The organism is Vibrio paucivorans (assembly GCF_054053395.1).
Window position 1 is genome coordinate 3,034,306 of record NZ_CM133230.1, and the last position, 16,481, is coordinate 3,050,786.

Genomic DNA, 16,481 nt, shown 5'->3' on the forward strand with positions numbered 1-16,481 from the left:
TATCAATAAAGTAAATCCTTCGATTACGGAGGATTTACTATGTCTCACAGTTTCCCTGAACTGCCATACGCTTACGATGCACTAGAACCATACATCGACGCCCAAACAATGGAAGTGCATTACAGCCGTCACCACAGAACCTACTACGACAAATTCATCACTGCAGTTAAAGGGACTGAGCTTGAAAAAGCCCCTTTAACTGACATCTTCGCCAGTATTTCTCAGCATGCTCCTGCTATCCGAAACAACGGTGGCGGGTACTACAATCACATTATCTATTGGAACTGCATGACACCAAACGGCCAGCATGAACCAGATGGTGCACTTGCTCAGGCCATCATCCAAACCTTTGGCACCTTTGAGCAATTTAAGCAAGAGTTTAGCCAAGCGGCGATCAATACTTTTGGTTCAGGCTTTGTGTGGTTAATCGTGCAAAACGGTGCATTGAAGATCACCTCCACTGGCAACCAAGATAACCCACTAATGGATGTCGCACAGGAACAAGGTGAGCCGATTCTCGCTTTAGATGTGTGGGAGCATGCCTACTACATCAGCTATCGTAACCGCCGACCAGATTATATTGATGCATGGTGGAATGTGGTCAATTGGGATGCAGTCAGTGAGCACTACGCCATTGCACTTGCGCAAAATGCTTAGCGAATTCGACACATCAGGGGGCGACGTGCTGTCGCCCTTTGGATACATACCACGGATACAATGTCTGCGCTTTGAACCCTGCACCTTAGCGTCATTTGGGTATATACTCTTTGCCACCTAAGCTAACCCAGATGAACCAAGATGTTTGATATTGCCCTTTACGAACCAGAAATCGCTCCAAACACCGGTAACATAATTCGTTTGTGCGCGAACTGTGGCGCTAATTTACATTTGATTGAACCATTAGGGTTTGACCTAGAAGAGAAGAAAGTTCGCCGTGCTGGCCTTGATTATCACGATCTCGCTCGTGTTAAGCGCCACAAGGATCTTAATGCTTTTCTAGAGTATCTAGAAAATGAACGTGAAGGTGACTATCGCCTTTTTGCCTGCACCACCAAAACAACTGGCCATCATATCGATGCGCAATACCAACAAGGTGATGTGCTATTGTTCGGGCCTGAATCACGTGGCCTACCAGCAGAAGTAATTGAAAGCCTTCCAATGGAGCAGCGTATTCGTATTCCAATGATGCCAGAAGCTCGCAGCCTAAACCTGTCTAACGCCGTCGCAATCATTGCTTTTGAAGCTTGGCGACAAATGGGGTTTGAAGGCGCGGTGTAACCCCATTAGATAGACACAAAAAAGGCTCTGAATACAGAGCCTTTTTTATATATGCTTCAATGAGCCAGCACAGCCCAACTAGTTGAGACGGTTGTTATTGTTTAGTTAAGACGATTATTGTTATCTTGGTCGTCTTTTTCTTTGCGCTCAAACTCACCTTCGAAGGTGTTGCCATCTTGATTGGAGTTAAATGGGTCGCGGTGGAATGGGTCTTGCTCGAATGGGCTTTGACCAAATTGGCCACCAGCAAATCCACCCGATACATTTTTCACCACCATTTTACTCATTAGGTATTTAGCAATCACAGCTCTTGGCGCTGGCAGCAGAACTAGCATGCCCAGTGCATCGGTCATAAAACCAGGAGTTAATAGTAGAACCCCGGCCACCGCCAGCATAACGCCTTCAAAAATTTGCTGAGCAGGCAACTCACCTTGATTTAAGCGATTTTGCACCGACATTAGGGTTTGAATACCTTGGCTACGCACCAATGACGCACCCACAAATGCTGTGATCAGCACTAAACCGATGGTCGGCCAAAGGCCAAGGAAACCACCGACTTGAATAAACAGGCCAATCTCAATGATTGGGACAAATATAAATAGCAATAATAAGATAGGAAACACACGCCCTCCTTTGTTCACTCCAGTGTACGTCTAAAGCGCCTTGAAGCTCAAATTTATCGTGTAAAAAAGCGTGATTTTGACCACTAAAATCCCCTACCCCTTTATGGTTATTAATAACCTATTCATAGTTTGAAAATTATTGACTAAATAAAGTTAGAAAAGGTGATCCAGTTACTATTTTTATGTACGTAGTGCAGTATGATGTGCCACAGAAGTCAGGACGGATTTTCCAGCCAAAAAACTCTGACGAACGGATTCTTACTTGCAGAAATGGCTAATAAATCACTTTATTATCAGAATAATTCTCTAAGGATCCTGTTATGGCTAGCCTATCTGATACACAAAATACAACACACCAAGCAACCCGTATTGAAGAAGACCTACTAGGTCAACGTCACGTTCCCGCAGACGCGTACTACGGCATTCATACTCTTCGCGCAATCGAAAACTTCAATATTTCAAGCTCAACGATTTCAGACGTACCTGAATTTGTACGTGGCATGGTGATGACCAAAAAAGCGGCGGCGCTTGCAAACAAAGAGCTCGGCGTTCTACCTAAAGATGTTGCTCAGTACATCATTGAAGCGTGTGACGTGATCCTTGAAACAGGAAAGTGCATGGATCAATTCCCGTCAGACGTATTCCAAGGTGGCGCTGGCACTTCAGTGAACATGAACACTAACGAAGTGGTTGCCAACGTAGCACTTGAGCTAATGGGCAAAGAAAAAGGCCAATACGAGTTCATTAACCCAAATGACCACGTAAACAAGAGCCAATCGACTAACTGTGCTTACCCAACGGGTTTCCGTATCTCTGTATTTAATAGCGTACGCAAGCTATTAGATGCAATTGAGTACTTAAAAGGCGCCTTTGAACTGAAAAGCCAAGAGTTCGATACCGTGCTAAAAATGGGTCGTACTCAGCTACAAGACGCGGTTCCGATGACGGTAGGCCAAGAGTTCCACGCTTGGGCCGTTACTCTGAACGAAGAAATCCGCGCACTTGAATACACCTCTAAGCTACTGCTTGAAGTCAACCTTGGTGCAACAGCAATCGGTACTGGCTTGAACGCCGCTCCTGGTTACCAAGCACTGGCAGTTAAACACCTTGCTGAAGTGACTGGTCATGAATGTGTGCCAGCTGAAGACTTAATCGAAGCAACGTCTGACTGTGGTGCATACGTAATGACTCACGGTGCGCTAAAACGTCTCGCGGTGAAACTGTCTAAGATTTGTAACGACCTACGCCTACTGTCTTCAGGCCCACGTGCAGGTCTGAATGAAATCAACCTACCAGAGCTACAAGCTGGCTCTTCAATCATGCCGGCCAAAGTAAACCCAGTGGTACCAGAAGTGGTAAACCAAGTGTGTTTCAAAGTGCTAGGTAACGACAACACTATCTCGTTTGCAGCAGAAGGCGGCCAGTTACAGCTAAATGTAATGGAGCCGGTAATTGCGCAAAGCATGTTCGAGTCTCTCGATATCCTAACCAATGCATGTGTCAACTTGCGTGACAAGTGTATCGACGGCATCACAGTGAACAAAGACGTATGTGAAGGCTACGTATTTAACTCTATCGGTATCGTGACTTACCTAAACCCATACATTGGCCACCACGAAGGTGACATCGTTGGTAAGATTTGTGCGGAAACCGGTAAGAGCGTTCGCGAAGTGGTACTGGAACGCGGCTTACTCAGCGAAGAAGAGCTTGATGACATCTTCTCTGTTGAAAATTTAATGCGTCCGCAGTATAAAGCGAAACGCTACGAATAATCGCAGCGAACAGGGTCCCTTACGGGGCCCTTTTTTGGGTTAAACCGGAGTACCCATACTTTTCCTGAGTTATTTTCGTGCTTTATCGTAATAGCGATTTTCATTATTTGAACGTTTAGCCTATGAGCTTTCCAATAATTAAAATCAAAAATCTAAATGAGGTATCAATATGGTAGCGGTTGAACTATTTGTCGTGCTGCTCTTTATTTATTTGGGGGCACGCATTGGCGGTATCGGCATCGGCTTAGCCGGTGGTGCGGGTGTGATTGCACTGTCGTTGTTTTTAGGTGTGCCTACTAGTCAGGCATTCATTCCCGTCGATGTTATCTTGATCATCATGTCGGTCATCACCGCGATTGCAGCAATGCAAGTAGCGGGTGGTTTAGACTGGATGGTTCAAGTTGCTGAGAACTTTCTAAGAAAACACCCTGAACGCATCACTTTCTACGCACCAATCGTCACTTTCTTAATGACGTTAATGGCGGGTACTGGCCACACTGCATTCTCTACTCTACCGGTTATCGCAGAAGTGGCTAAAGGCCAAGGTGTGCGTCCTTCTCGCCCATTATCGATTGCCGTTGTTGCGTCTCAAATCGCAATTACAGCATCGCCAATTTCAGCAGCCGTTGTTGCTTTTGCAGCAATGCTAGCGCCATTTGGTGTGGATTACTTAACGCTACTAGCTGTTTGTATTCCAACCACTTTCTTGGCCTGTATGGTCGGTGCATTCGTCGCTAACTTTATGGGCAGCGAGCTAAAAGACGATCCTGTTTACCAAGAGCGTTTGGAAAAAGGCTTAATCAAACTAGCGACACAAGAGAAACGTGAAATCCTACCAACGGCAAAGAAAGCAACATTCATCTTCCTTGGCGCAATTGGTTTCGTTGTCTGTTACGCAGCCGCTATTTCAGGTTCAGTTGGTCTTATTGAAGATCCAGCACTTGGCCGTAACGAAGCGATCATGACAGTTATGCTAGCAGCAGCGGCAGCCATTGTTCTGTTTACCAAAATCGATGCCTCTAAAATTCCATCTGCAGCAACATTCCGTTCTGGTATGACGGCATGTGTGTGTGTACTAGGTGTAGCTTGGTTAGGCTCTACTTTCGTTAATGCACACGTAGATGGCATCAAAGAGTTCGCTGGTGGTCTACTTTCTGATTACCCATGGATGCTAGCGCTGGTGTTGTTCTTTGCTTCTATGCTGCTGTACTCACAAGGTGCGACTACCGTTGCTCTAATGCCAGCAGCACTAGCCATTGGTGTTGCCCCGCTAACAGCAGTTGCTTCGTTCGCAGCCGTGAGCGCTCTGTTCGTTCTACCAACATACCCTACGCTACTCGCGGCGGTTGAGATGGATGATACAGGCTCAACACGTATCGGTAAGTACGTGTTTAACCACCCGTTCTTTATTCCGGGCGTAACAACTATTGCAACTGCTGTTGCTCTTGGTTTTGCATTCGGTGGTTTGTTTATCTAACCATCAGCACTCATTCTAGGGAGCCTATTGGCTCCCTTTTTTTATCACTAAAGATAGAGATCACTGTTTGAATTTGATTGGAATCAAATTAATGTTCGAAAGTTAATTTTTAACATCAAGAAGAAAGGTTGAATAAAATTCCCCTATTTTATTTCACTCCCTCTAGTTAGCTCGCTGTAAAATCACATCATGATAATTATTCGAATATAAATCCAAACGAATTAAAAAATTACCCTCGTAAAAATACCCTTCACTTAGTGACTAAAATTAATCCCGCTATTTTTGTGAAGACATCGAAAGTTAACCCACGATTAGCAGAATAAAATAGCCATAGAAAAATAAATTTAGCTCATATTTTTTTGAGCAACACTATTTCTAATCTGTATTTAACTATTTTAATTCCAATAACTTTAGTTCGAATCAATGGTGTTATCCATTGTGGTAATGGACGACTCATCATTAGTCGCTGATTCACACCTTTGCCAAATCATGGTTAGGTGTAAGGAGATAGCTATGACCACTCAAACTCTACCAACAGAAAACAAAAAAGGCGGCTTCTTTGCCAACTTTAAGTTTCCTTCCGCCTATACCATTTTATTTCTACTGATCGCTTTCGTTGCCGTTCTCACTTGGATAGTTCCGGCAGGCCAATATGACCGAGCAATGAATGAAGAACTGGGCCGTGAAGTTCCTGTAACAGGCACGTACCAAGCTGTAGAAGGTAACCCTCAGGGTGTTATCGATGTTCTTCTGGCACCCATTGACGGCTTCTATGACCATAATAGCTATGAAGCTGCGGCTATCGACGTCTCGCTGTTTATTTTAATCATTGGTGGCTTCCTAGGGCTAGTAACTAAAACAGGGGCAATTGATGCAGGGATAGAGCGAGTCACAGCGCGGTTAGAAGGACGAGAGGAATTGATGATACCGATACTCATGGCGCTGTTTGCGGCTGGCGGTACTGTCTACGGTATGGCAGAAGAATCACTGCCTTTCTACACCCTACTTGTCCCTGTCATGATGGCGGCCCGCTTTGACCCATTAGTCGCCGCAGCAACAGTACTACTTGGAGCAGGCATTGGTGTTCTAGGCTCAACCATTAACCCATTTGCGACCGTTATCGCGGCCAACGCATCAGGTATTCCATTCACCGACGGTATCATGCTAAGAATCGCTATGTTGGTTATTGGTTGGGGCATCTGTGTTGCTTATGTCATGCGCTACGCAAAAATGGTGCAAGCAGACCCATCAAAATCGATTGTTTACGACAAATATGAAGAAAACAAAGCACACTTCTTAGGAAACCAAACTGGTGAGCAATTAGAGTTTACTGGCACTCGTAAGTTAATACTCACTATCTTTGGTGGCTCATTTGCTGTAATGATTTATGGTGTGTCTGTGGCAGGTTGGTGGATGGCTGAGATTTCTGCCATGTTCCTTGCAGCAACCATTTTGGTTGGCCTAGTGGCACGTATGAGTGAGGAAGAGTTCACGACCAGTTTTATTGACGGCGCGCGTGACTTATTAGGCGTTGCCCTCATCATTGGTATTGCTCGCGGGATCGTGGTGGTAATGGACCGAGGCATGATCACCGACACCATCTTGTTCTCTGCAGAGCAAATGGTCACTGGGTTGTCTTCCGTGGTATTTATTAACGTGATGTTCTTCTTAGAAGTGCTACTGTCCTTCTTAGTACCGTCCACTTCTGGTCTTGCGGTATTAACTATGCCGATTATGGCACCGCTTGCCGACTTTGCTGGCGTAGGCCGAGATTTGGTCATCACCGCTTATCAATCCGCGTCTGGGTTGGTTAACTTGATTACGCCAACATCGGCAGTCGTGATGGGCGGTTTAGCCATCGCGCGCGTACCATATGTTCGTTGGTTGAAGTGGGTGATGCCGTTAATCGGTATTCTGACTGTGTTCTGTATCGTGGTACTCAGCATCGGTGCACTTATCTAGCTCTGAGCCCTGTTTACCCTATAACCAACTTCTCAAGCCGCTATCTCGATAGCGGCTTTTTTTATTGCTATCACTCTTTCCTAATAAAAGGTGGTATTGCTTGGGATATTTAAGCAAACTCTATCGTTATTTATATTGAAGAGTATATTTCCTGCATTAGTTTTTATTTAATCTTGATTATTAAAACTAATCACTTCCATAAAAACATTCATCACTAGATAAAAATAGCAATGTGATCCCGATAGCTATATTAGCAAAAAGTTTGTTAACACCTATAGAATATCAATTTTAAAAGTCACTATCTAAATACAAAGTTTGCATACTTTCACTATATCGACACTTCTCTCTTTTATTTATTTAAGAATAAAATTCCTCTGTTTTATTCCCACCAGCGAAAGAACAATACAGTTCATGCATAAACTTCCCAGAAACGTGTCTTTTTAGGGTGGCGCCCCACCCAGTTCCAAGTGCATAAAAATTGTTAAAATCCCTGTATTTAAAGGCTTCATCAAGAAAAAATGATTTGTGATTGAAGTCTAAGAAAGCCCTCCAAACAAGCGTAATATGAATTCCAGAGCAAATAATTGGATATATAAATCCATTCCTTATTCCCTACAAAATAAATATTGTTTTTGAATAAAAACAATACCAATAAATAAGAGAGATACAATCATGAGTAAGTTATACGTAGGTTCTGAAATCGGTCAATTACGTCGCGTTCTTGTTCATCGCCCTAGACGCGCTCTCACTCACTTAACGCCTTCCAATTGTCACGACCTGTTGTTTGATGACGTACTCGCTGTTGAGCGTGCAGGTAAAGAGCATGATGCATTTACACAAACTCTGCGTGATCAAGGTGTCGAGGTTTTACTCCTAACAGATCTACTGGCTGACACGCTTGCGGTACCGGAAGCAAAAGACTGGCTACTGAGTCAGCAAGTATCCGATTATCGCTTAGGCAAAACTTTCGCTAACGATGTGCGCTGCTACTTAGGTGACTTACCAAACATCGACTTGGCTAAAATCCTAACGGGTGGCTTGTCTTACGCAGAAATGCCAATGAAATCTTCTTCCATGATGCAAGGTTTGCATGCGCCGACAGACTTCATCATTGAGCCACTACCAAACCACCTATTCACTCGTGACACGTCTTGCTGGGTCTATGGCGGCGTTTCTATTAACCCAATGGCGAAACCTGCTCGTCAACGCGAGACCAACCATGTGCGCGCCATTTATCGCTGGCATCCAAGCTTTGCTGGCCAAGACTTTATTAAGTACTTCGGCGATCAAGAACACATCAACTATGACAACTCAACAATTGAAGGTGGCGATGTCTTAGTTATTGGCCGCGGTACGGTACTGATTGGTATGTCGGAACGTACTACAGCACAGGGTGTAGAACACTTAGCATCCGGCTTATTCAAACACGGTCAAGCGAAACAAGTGATTGCAATGGAGCTACCAAAACACCGCTCTTGCATGCACTTAGACACAGTAATGACTCACATGCGTGAAGATACCTTCTCTGTTTACCCGGAAGTCGTGCGTAAAGACGTGAAATGCTGGAGCTTAACCGGCGATCAATCGGGTGCTGTGAACGTGAAAGAAGAAGGCTACTTCGTCACAGCGATAGAAAAAGCTTTGGGTGTTGATCAACTCAACCTCATCACAACAGGTGGTGACAACTTCAACGCTGAGCGTGAACAGTGGAATGATGCCAATAACGTTCTGACAGTCAAACCTGGCGTGGTCATCGGCTACGAAGGTAACACCTACACCAACGAAAAATACGACAAAGCAGGCATCACGGTTCTACCAATTCCTGGCGACGAACTCGGCCGCGGCCGCGGTGGTGCGCGCTGCATGAGCTGTCCAATCGAACGAGATGATATCTAACTCACCTTGATTGCTAACTTATCGCTGGGTGCGACATATCGCACCTAGCACAAAAAAGAGATAAAACCATGAGTAAACAAACTGTTGTTGTCGCTCTGGGTGGAAACGCCCTACTCCGTCGCGGTGAGCCTCTCGAAGCCGAAGTTCAACGCCACAATATCGAAGTCGCAGTCAAAACCATTTCTGAAATTGCCAAAGAATACAATGTGGTGCTAGTGCACGGTAACGGCCCACAAGTTGGCTTATTGGCCTTGCAAGGTTTGGAATACAAAAAAGTGGCGCCTTACCCATTAGACGTATTGGGCAGTGAGACTCAAGGCATGATCGGCTACATGCTGATGCAAGAGTTCAAAAACCAAATGCCTGACATCAATGCCACCTGCATGCTGACTCAAATGACCGTCGATCCCAATGATCCTGCATTTGCAGATCCAACCAAACCGATCGGCCCGATCTATGAAGAAGCTGAAGCGCGTGAACTGGCTGAAAAATACCATTGGACAATCAAACCAGACGGGCAGCATTTCCGCCGCGTCGTTCCTAGCCCACAACCAACGGGTATCGTTGAGCATCAAGCGATCACCAAGTTGATCGACGAAGGTCACTTAGTGATCTGTACAGGTGGAGGCGGTATTCCGGTCAAAAAGGAGCACGGGAAGCTTGTTGGTGTAGAAGCGGTTATTGATAAAGATATGTCCGCTGCATTCCTCGCCAAGCAATTAGATGCGGATGCACTGTTGATCCTTACCGATGCCGAAGCGGTGTACCTCGACTGGGGTAAACCCACTCAACACGCACTTCGCAGCACCACCCCAACAGAATTGGCTAAATATCAGTTCGATGCAGGCTCAATGGGGCCAAAAATTGAAGCGTCGTGCGAATTCATCAAACAGGGCGGAAAAGTCGTCGGTATTGGTTCATTAGAAGATGGCTTACGCATTCTTCAAGGCGAAGCCGGTACCAATATCACCAAAGGCTAGTCACCGCTGATTGCAAAATTTTAGATAAACACAGTGCGCTTTCTTACCTCTTTCCCTGCAAACGAGAAAGCGCCCTTAAAACATAAGAAGGAAAACATCATGGCTTTTAACCTACGCAACCGTAACTTCCTAAAATTACTAGATTTTACTCCACGTGAAATCCAACACATGTTGGATCTATCTGCGGAGCTTAAAAAAGCGAAATACAACGGCTATGAGCAACCTCGCCTCAAAGGCAAAAACATCGCGCTGATCTTCGAAAAAACCTCAACGCGTACTCGCTGTGCATTTGAAGTAGCTGCGTTTGATCAAGGTGCGCAGGTTTCATACTTAGGCCCATCCGGCTCTCAAATCGGCCACAAAGAATCGATGAAAGATACGGCTCGCGTACTGGGCCGCATGTACGACGGCATCGAGTACCGTGGCTTTGGTCAGGAGATTGTGGAAGAACTAGGCGCATACGCTGGTGTACCAGTATGGAATGGCCTAACAGACGAGTTCCACCCTACTCAAATCCTAGCTGACTTCCTAACTATGATGGAACACGGCCGTGGCAAGCAACTGCATGAAATGACGTTTGCTTACCTAGGCGACGCGCGCAACAACATGGGTAACTCGCTAATGGTTGGCGCTGCGAAAATGGGCATGGACATTCGCCTAGTTGCTCCTAAGCAATTCTGGCCAGAAGAAGCGCTCATAACACAATGTCGTGAAATCGCGGAAGCAACAGGCGCGAAAATCACCCTAACTGACGACGTTCAAGAAGGCGTTCAAGGCTGTGACTTCCTGTACACAGATGTATGGGTATCAATGGGTGAAGCAAAAGAAGCATGGGCTGAGCGAGTCAATTTAATGATGCCTTACCAAGTGAACATGGCAATGCTAAAAGCAACTGGGAATCCACATGTGAAGTTCATGCACTGCCTACCTGCTTTCCACGGTGAAGATACCACTGTGGGTAAACAGCTCGCAGCAGAGTACCCTCAGCTAAAAGATGGGGTTGAGGTAACGGATGAAGTGGTTGAGTCTGACTACTCTATCGTATTCGATGAAGCGGAAAACCGCATGCACACCATCAAGGCAGTCATGGTTGCTACTCTAGGCGACTAATCTGCAGGGAAATGCGGGTGGCATGATGACTCTTCTCGAATTCGTCTGAATAAAGCCCGCATTTTTTTTCATCGAGCATTAGCGAGATTTGTGATGAAAACGTCCCCAAGCAAGATCTAGCAAAGGTTGATTAAAAGTTTCGAAAAGGTGCGAAATTCGCATAAAAATCTAATTTCTGGATACTTTTCGCAAACGCTTGCGTGGCGTTTTTTTGTCCGTATAATCCTCCGCAATTTGTCTTAGGAGAGAACAATGAAACCGTCTATAGCCATTTGCCTTGGTTACAAAAAGCGCCCTGAACTAGGGTCGCTGCCTGTTTCATTTTCTCTATTAATTCTATTTTGAAGCCTCCTTTTTAAGGGGGCTTTTTTTTACCTGTCACATACGTTTATTCGAGTCGAGGAAATACTGTTATGGCGCATTCGTTATATAAAAAGCACATTATCTCCATCCCAGAACTCAGCCGTACCGAGCTGGAACTTATTGTCGATACTGCAGCGCGATTAAAAGCTGAGCCAAACCCAGAGCTATTGAAAAACAAAGTCGTCGCTAGCTGTTTCTTTGAGCCTTCCACTCGTACTCGCCTGTCATTCGAAACTGCAGTTGAACGCTTAGGTGGCAGCGTGATTGGCTTTGATAACGGGGGCAACACTTCTCTCGCTAAGAAAGGAGAAACGCTAGCAGACTCAGTACAAGTGATTGCGTCTTATGTGGATGCCTTTGTTATGCGTCACCCGCAAGAAGGTGCTGCACGTTTAGCGTCAGAGTTTTCGAATGGTGTGCCTATCATCAATGGCGGCGACGGTGCTAACCAGCATCCAACGCAAACCCTGCTGGATCTATTTTCTATCTACGAAACTCAAGGCACGCTAGACAACCTAAATGTCGCATTCGTTGGCGATTTGAAATACGGCCGTACCGTACATTCACTGACTCAAGCGCTAGCTAAGTTCAACAACGTCCGTTTCTTCTTTATCGCTCCAGATGCGTTAGCGATGCCAGATTACATCTGTGAAGAACTGGAAGAAGCTGGCATTGCTTTCAGCATCCACAGCAATATTGAAGAGGTGGTACCGGAACTGGATGTGCTGTACATGACACGAGTACAAAAAGAACGTTTTGATGAATCAGAATACGCCCATATCAAGTCGGCATTTATTCTCACCGCAGACACACTAACTGACGCGCGTGACAACCTGAAAGTGCTTCACCCACTGCCTCGCGTGGATGAAATCACCACCGACGTAGATAAGACCAAGCACGCTTATTATTTCGAACAAGCCGAAAACGGCGTTTACGCACGTGAAGCCTTACTGGCTCTTGTTCTTAATTCCACCCTTTAATCGCAGGAGAGAAATCATGATGAAGCAAACTCAACTACAGGTAGAAGCAATTCGCAACGGTTCAGTAATCGACCATATTCCTGCGCATATTGGTATTAAGGTCCTGAAATTATTCAAAATGCACAAGACTAATCAACGCATTACGATAGGGCTCAACCTGCCGTCTTCAGCTCTGGGCGCAAAAGATCTGATCAAGATAGAGAACGTCTACCTCACCAAAGAGCAAGCGAATCAGTTGGCTCTTTACGCGCCAAAAGCGACAGTGAACCAAATTGAAGAATACAAGGTGGTCAACAAACTGAATCTCGTTCTGCCAGAAAGCATTACCAATGTGTTTGAATGCCCAAACAGCAACTGCATTTCTCATGGTGAACCAGTCGAAAGTCGCTTTAACGTTCAGGAAAAGCAAGAGAACGTGCAGCTAAAATGTCACTACTGTGAAAAAGTATTCTCTCGCGAGATCGTGACTGAACTGCGCTAAGCCTGAGTACGAGACTCTTTACTAAGAATATCTCAGCTCGAACTTGGATAATTATTCCAACACCGGAATAATTATCCAAATCAATAGATTATTTCACTAATCACACCATGGTAAATCAGTTATTTATTTGGTGATCCCCTTCAAAAAGCCCCTCCCCCTTTAGTGTTACACTCAAACGACAAACAATAATAAACCACCACCAAGTGGTCAGGCTCAATCTGATATCCACACTCTATGGGTTGATAGAGTGCCCAAAAGCGCTAAGGACTGGCGACACCCAAACGTCAATTTAAGGAGGTACCCGTGAACGACACACTAGAGCACGGTTCCTTGTGTACTGCTGAAGATAAAACTCTCACCGCTGCATGTAAGCGCTTATTACAACAGCAAAGCTTTGCGACCCAAAACGACCTACGACAAAAGCTGGTAGAGATTGGCTTTGAAGGTATTAGTCAATCCACTGTATCTCGTTTACTTTCACAACTTGGTGTCGTGAAAGTACAAAACGCATGCGGCAAAAAGGTTTATTGCATCACGGTGGAAAATGCCCCTGTTCGAGTCGAATCCTCGATTGCCTCGCAAATAGAGTTCATCACACATAATCAATCGACAGTGGTAGTCAAAACTCACCCCGGTAGCGCTCAGTTAGTTGCACGATTAGTTGATATCGACCCACATACTGAAATTTTAGGTACCGTTGGTGGCAACGATACCGTGCTCATCATTCCTAAAGACATCGCTAAGATAGATGCTTGTGAAGCCGTTGTGCGAGCAAGGCTGGGCGTCAGGTAAGCGTACTTAGTATTCAAATCCAAGCACTTGATTACTGGCCTGATTATTCAGGCCAGTTTTATATTGGGTGAAACTTATCGCACCTTTCATGGGTCTGATTGAGTTAAGATACCCCAATGATTCTTTCAAGACTGTTTGTATGCGTTTACTTGCCACATTACTGATTCTTTGTTTATCGATATTTTCTCAGCCTGCACTTGCGCTGTTTGGTAATAACGACACACCTAGCTTTGCTCCAAGCAACAATACCTTTGTGCCGGTGGATCAAGCGTTTCCATTCAATTACTACCAGCAAGGCGACAAAGTCTATCTCGATTGGCAAGTGAAGAAAGACTACTACCTCTATCAGTCACGAGTTTCTATCACAGGTGAGAACCTGATGATTGGTGAGTACCAAATGCGTGATGGTCAGCCATATGAGGATGAGTTTTTTGGCAAGGTCAATATTTACACCGAACCGCTTTTGATCGAAGTGCCATTGATTGAACACCAAGAAGGGGCAAACCTAATTGTTCAGTACCAAGGGTGCGCCAAAGCCGGATTTTGTTATCCGCCTGAAACTCGACTCATCCCGATCAGTAGCTTTGAATTTAACGACCAAAATCAGGTCGCTCAGCCTATCGTCGACGCTGCAGCAGCAACCGAATCTAAACAGACTGTCACTCCGGCTCCAACGTCTCAGCAAGACAGCTTAGCGAGCAACCTAGCAGACAACTGGTGGACGCCACTGCTGTTTCTCGCTCTGGGTGTTGGCCTTGCCTTTACGCCTTGTGTGCTGCCTATGTACCCAATTTTGACCAGCATTGTGTTGGGTAGTGGCAAACTCAGCCACCGCCGCGCTCTGGGGTTATCGTTTATTTATGTTCAAGGCATGGCGCTAACCTATACGCTACTGGGTTTAGTCGTCGCTTCTGCTGGGATGCAATTCCAAGCCGCTATGCAACACCCATATGTATTGATTGGCCTGAGCATACTGTTTGTTGCGCTCGCTCTGTCGATGTTCGGTGTCTATAGCCTACAACTGCCAAGTGGTATGCAAACATGGCTAAATAACCTAAGCAATAAACAAAAAGGCGGTAGTAGCCTAGGTGTATTCGCTATGGGAGCGATTTCGGGTTTAGTCTGCTCCCCTTGCACCACCGCACCATTATCTGGGGCGCTGTTGTATGTGGCACAAAGTGGTGACCTACTCACTGGTGGTATCGCCTTGTACGCCTTAGCGATGGGAATGGGAATTCCATTGATGTTGGCCGCTGTATTTGGCAACAAACTACTGCCGAAGGCGGGCGGTTGGATGGACGTAGTGAAAACCCTATTTGGTTTTATCCTTCTTGCGGCACCCATTTTCTTACTCGAGCGTATTCTTCCGGCGCTATGGGCGACGGCATTGTGGTCACTACTTGGTTTCATCGCCTTTGGCTGGCTATACCACATCAAAAACAAACTACCGTTTGGTGGTTGGAAGCAGAGCGTGGTGGGCATCATTGCTTTCCTCGGGCTATTTGCTTCCGCACAGCCTGCGCTGAATTACTGGTTCGCAAAAGATGCGGTGGTAGAGCAAACCAGCCGCATCGAGTTTATCCGCATCAATAACGTCAGCGAACTCGAACAGCAATTGGAACAAGCAAAGCTGGCAGGAAAACCGGTCATGCTCGACTTCTATGCCGATTGGTGTGTCGCGTGTAAAGAGTTTGAAAAGTACACCTTCCACCAAACCGATGTGGAAGCCAAATTGGAACAATTTGTTCTGCTGCAAGCGGACGTCACTCGTAACCAACCTCAAGATATTGAATTACTCAAGCGTATGAATGTTCTTGGCTTACCTACCATCGAGTTTTGGAATGCCAACGGTGAACATGTTTCAAACGCACGTGTGACAGGCTTTATGCAAGCACAGCCATTTTTGCAGCACATCAACGACCACCAGCTCTAACTTCTATCCACCCTATCACCTGTTCGAGTTTAGCCATTCAAACAGGTGATGGATATGGATCAGCTGCCATATAAAAGTCGATACAGTTCAGACTTTTAGTGCATAAATATTGTCCGCAAACGCAAAGGGGACAATAATTTATTTAACTTTATTATCAAAAGTATTTTACGTCATGGATTCGACCTACTCCATCATCATTGCTGATGATCATCCCCTTTTTCGTAACGCGCTTTTCCAGTCAGTTCATATGGCGGTAAGTGGCGCTAATTTACTTGAGGCCGACTCCCTCGACGCTTTGCTGGCACTACTGGAAAAAGAAGAAGAGCCAGACTTGTTGCTGCTCGACCTGAAAATGCCAGGCGCCAATGGTATGTCAGGGCTTATACACTTACGTGCCGAGTATCCAGATTTACCTATTGTTGTCGTTTCGGCGAGTGAAGAAGCCGCAGTCGTCACTCAGGTGAAAAGTCATGGTGCATTTGGCTTTATCCCTAAGTCGAGCGATATGCGCGAACTCGTTAGCGCACTAAACCAAGTACTCAATGGCGAACCCTTCTTCCCAGAAGGGCTGATTACCAACAACGCAGCGTGTAATGATTTAGCAGAAAAGATAGCGGCTCTAACGCCGCAGCAATACAAGGTATTAGGGATGCTGTCTGATGGCTTGTTGAATAAACAAATCGCCTATGAACTCAATGTTTCAGAGGCGACAATCAAAGCGCATATGACGGCAATATTCCGCAAATTAGGCGTAAAAAACCGTACTCAAGCGGTGATCTTATTGTCTGAAGTAAACGAATAACAGCACGCTAAATTACAGCAAACTTTGTAAGG

Annotated in this window: 14 protein-coding genes; 13 read left to right on the plus strand and 1 reads right to left on the minus strand. The window is 45.5% G+C overall.

Translation table 11 applies throughout. The features are described 5' to 3' along the window. The first annotated feature begins 39 nt into the window (after positions 1-39). Both ACXABW_RS13815 and trmL read left to right on the plus strand, forming a co-directional pair. Positions 40-657, plus strand: a complete 618-nt coding sequence (locus ACXABW_RS13815) for a superoxide dismutase (protein ID WP_457523161.1) — start codon at positions 40-42, stop codon at positions 655-657. Positions 658-798: 141 nt separating this feature from the next. Next, on the plus strand, positions 799-1,278 hold the full coding sequence (trmL, locus tag ACXABW_RS13820) for a tRNA (uridine(34)/cytosine(34)/5-carboxymethylaminomethyluridine(34)-2'-O)-methyltransferase TrmL (protein WP_252028552.1): 480 nt from the start codon (positions 799-801) through the stop codon (positions 1,276-1,278). A gap of 101 nt (positions 1,279-1,379) precedes the next feature. Here the strand turns inward: trmL and ACXABW_RS13825 are convergent, their stop codons facing one another. Continuing rightward, complete coding sequence (locus tag ACXABW_RS13825) at positions 1,380-1,901, minus strand: FxsA family protein (RefSeq protein ID WP_252028553.1); 522 nt, start codon at positions 1,899-1,901, stop codon at positions 1,380-1,382. Between the two features lie 320 nt (positions 1,902-2,221). Between ACXABW_RS13825 and aspA the strand changes: the two genes are divergently transcribed. From aspA to ACXABW_RS13880, 11 genes are all read left to right on the plus strand, one after another. Continuing rightward, entirely contained in the window at positions 2,222-3,673 is a 1,452-nt protein-coding gene (aspA, locus tag ACXABW_RS13830) for an aspartate ammonia-lyase (protein ID WP_252028555.1), read from the plus strand. 169 nt (positions 3,674-3,842) lie between these two features. Next, complete coding sequence (locus ACXABW_RS13835; RefSeq protein ID WP_457523163.1) at positions 3,843-5,150, plus strand: anaerobic C4-dicarboxylate transporter; 1,308 nt, start codon at positions 3,843-3,845, stop codon at positions 5,148-5,150. Between the two features lie 513 nt (positions 5,151-5,663). Then, positions 5,664-7,112 (plus strand): YfcC family protein, encoded by a 1,449-nt coding sequence (locus ACXABW_RS13840; protein WP_252028558.1) that lies wholly within the window; start codon positions 5,664-5,666, stop codon positions 7,110-7,112. A 672-nt stretch (positions 7,113-7,784) separates the two neighbouring features. Further along, on the plus strand, positions 7,785-9,008 hold the full coding sequence (gene arcA, locus ACXABW_RS13845; RefSeq protein WP_252028560.1) for an arginine deiminase: 1,224 nt from the start codon (positions 7,785-7,787) through the stop codon (positions 9,006-9,008). A gap of 68 nt (positions 9,009-9,076) precedes the next feature. After that, positions 9,077-9,988 carry a carbamate kinase gene (gene arcC / locus ACXABW_RS13850; protein WP_252028562.1) on the plus strand — a complete coding sequence of 304 codons (912 nt, stop codon included), beginning with the start codon at positions 9,077-9,079 and terminating at the stop codon, positions 9,986-9,988. A gap of 99 nt (positions 9,989-10,087) precedes the next feature. Beyond that, positions 10,088-11,098 (plus strand): ornithine carbamoyltransferase, encoded by a 1,011-nt coding sequence (locus ACXABW_RS13855; protein ID WP_457523166.1) that lies wholly within the window; start codon positions 10,088-10,090, stop codon positions 11,096-11,098. A gap of 413 nt (positions 11,099-11,511) precedes the next feature. After that, positions 11,512-12,441, plus strand: coding sequence for an aspartate carbamoyltransferase (gene pyrB / locus ACXABW_RS13860; protein ID WP_457523168.1), 930 nt, complete (start codon positions 11,512-11,514; stop codon positions 12,439-12,441). A gap of 16 nt (positions 12,442-12,457) precedes the next feature. Next, on the plus strand, positions 12,458-12,922 hold the full coding sequence (pyrI, locus tag ACXABW_RS13865) for an aspartate carbamoyltransferase regulatory subunit (RefSeq protein ID WP_457523170.1): 465 nt from the start codon (positions 12,458-12,460) through the stop codon (positions 12,920-12,922). Positions 12,923-13,225: 303 nt separating this feature from the next. Further along, complete coding sequence (locus ACXABW_RS13870) at positions 13,226-13,714, plus strand: arginine repressor (protein WP_252028571.1); 489 nt, start codon at positions 13,226-13,228, stop codon at positions 13,712-13,714. Between the two features lie 139 nt (positions 13,715-13,853). Further along, the gene (locus ACXABW_RS13875; RefSeq protein WP_457523172.1) at positions 13,854-15,647 is read left to right on the plus strand and encodes a protein-disulfide reductase DsbD; all 1,794 of its coding nucleotides are present in this window, start codon (positions 13,854-13,856) and stop codon (positions 15,645-15,647) included. A gap of 172 nt (positions 15,648-15,819) precedes the next feature. Next, the gene (locus ACXABW_RS13880; RefSeq protein ID WP_252028576.1) at positions 15,820-16,449 is read left to right on the plus strand and encodes a response regulator; all 630 of its coding nucleotides are present in this window, start codon (positions 15,820-15,822) and stop codon (positions 16,447-16,449) included. The last annotated feature ends 32 nt before the right edge of the window (positions 16,450-16,481 follow it).

Excerpts from the sequence above, each read along its gene's own strand:
- ACXABW_RS13840 (WP_252028558.1), top strand. The coding sequence starts at position 5,664 with ATGACCACTCAAACTCTACCAACAGAAAACAAAAAAGGCGGCTTCTTT.
- trmL (WP_252028552.1), top strand. The coding sequence starts at position 799 with ATGTTTGATATTGCCCTTTACGAACCAGAAATCGCTCCAAACACCGGT.
- pyrB (WP_457523168.1), top strand. The coding sequence starts at position 11,512 with ATGGCGCATTCGTTATATAAAAAGCACATTATCTCCATCCCAGAACTC.
- arcA (WP_252028560.1), top strand. The coding sequence starts at position 7,785 with ATGAGTAAGTTATACGTAGGTTCTGAAATCGGTCAATTACGTCGCGTT.
- ACXABW_RS13855 (WP_457523166.1), top strand. The coding sequence starts at position 10,088 with ATGGCTTTTAACCTACGCAACCGTAACTTCCTAAAATTACTAGATTTT.
- ACXABW_RS13880 (WP_252028576.1), top strand. The coding sequence starts at position 15,820 with ATGGATTCGACCTACTCCATCATCATTGCTGATGATCATCCCCTTTTT.
- ACXABW_RS13815 (WP_457523161.1), top strand. The coding sequence starts at position 40 with ATGTCTCACAGTTTCCCTGAACTGCCATACGCTTACGATGCACTAGAA.
- pyrI (WP_457523170.1), top strand. The coding sequence starts at position 12,458 with ATGATGAAGCAAACTCAACTACAGGTAGAAGCAATTCGCAACGGTTCA.
- arcC (WP_252028562.1), top strand. The coding sequence starts at position 9,077 with ATGAGTAAACAAACTGTTGTTGTCGCTCTGGGTGGAAACGCCCTACTC.
- ACXABW_RS13835 (WP_457523163.1), top strand. The coding sequence starts at position 3,843 with ATGGTAGCGGTTGAACTATTTGTCGTGCTGCTCTTTATTTATTTGGGG.
- aspA (WP_252028555.1), top strand. The coding sequence starts at position 2,222 with ATGGCTAGCCTATCTGATACACAAAATACAACACACCAAGCAACCCGT.
- ACXABW_RS13875 (WP_457523172.1), top strand. The coding sequence starts at position 13,854 with ATGCGTTTACTTGCCACATTACTGATTCTTTGTTTATCGATATTTTCT.